This window comes from Halorubrum sp. SP9, from assembly GCF_005435015.1.
Classification (GTDB): domain Archaea; phylum Halobacteriota; class Halobacteria; order Halobacteriales; family Haloferacaceae; genus Halorubrum; species Halorubrum sodomense.
In genome coordinates this window covers 1-1,170 of the sequence record NZ_SGXU01000124.1, presented here as the reverse complement: position 1 = coordinate 1,170, position 1,170 = coordinate 1, and the positions used below count along the sequence as shown (strand labels likewise).

Sequence of the window (1,170 nt, the reverse complement as noted above, 5' to 3'; positions counted from 1 at the left end):
CGGGACGGTCACGCTCATCTATTGACCTACCTCAGTGTGTACGTATTCATCAATAACTCTGTCTGCTACTTCGTTCCAGTCAAGTTCTGTAGCTCGGGTTTGAGCTGCCGAAGTAGCCTCTAGGTGGTGGTCATTATCTTCGATAAAGGAGTCAATCGAGTCGATAATATCCCCAATCTCACGTGAAACCAACGCACCGGACTTACCGTCGACGACGGTCGTGATTCCGCCGGCCCGGGATGCCACTACCGGCGTTCCACAGGCCATCGACTCCAGTAACACAAGACCGTAGCCCTCGTAACTCGACAGGAGGACAAATAGGTCTGAACTCGCATACAGTGCCGGCAGCTCGTCATCTGGAACGAACCCGAGGAACCGGACACGATTTGAAACGCCCAACTCTGATGCGAGGTTCCGCAACCGATCCTCATGTCGGCCCGTCCCGGCGATCAACAACTCCACGTCAGGGCGGTCAAGGGCTGCAAAGCTCTCGATCGCCAAATCGACTCCCTTTCGGGGTCCTAGCCGGCCCACGTACAGTAACGTGAATTTCTCTGAATCGGGCGCAGGATGTGGGCCGGCATCGGGATGGAATCGCTCGTTATCCACCCCGTGAGGAATCATCGAAACTCGATCGCTGTCGAAGCGGTACGTATCCACCAGTTGCTCCTGTGTGTGATCGCTGATAGCGATAATTCGATCGGCGAATCGCCCTGCGATCGAATCCAAGACGATGTTCATCGGATGGAACACGTACTTCATCAGGTAATCCTCGTACGTGTGCGGGTCACTCGACCGCATTTCGCCGACCGATGTACCATGACTCGTCACGACAAGCGGTACGTCAGCCATTCCGAACCCAGGAGTGAACGCGACTGTCGACGCTGGCATCAGCGTGCCGTGGACGACATCGTACGCGTCAAAGTCGATCTTGCGCCGTGCCACGATACTAAAGAGGACTGTATCCACGGTTACGAGCCGACGACGTTTCATCAGACGGGTTACCGAGACATTCTCGTGGACATCGATTTCACCGTCTGTCGCCGCTTCCATAGTAAACACATCGACGTTGTGTCCCGCACGTCCCAATGTGTTCGACAGCTCGTAGGCGTACGTCTCAGCTCCCCCAACATCCGGCGGGAACATTTTTGATACGAGGCAGATGTCCAT

At 55.3% G+C, this 1,170-nt stretch carries 1 protein-coding gene; it reads right to left on the bottom strand.

Translation table 11 applies throughout. From position 1 onward, the window contains the following. Positions 1 to 18 precede the first annotated feature (18 nt). On the bottom strand, positions 19 to 1,170 hold a 1,152-nt coding region (locus EXE45_RS16770; protein WP_241988395.1), incomplete at its 5' end, for a glycosyltransferase family 4 protein.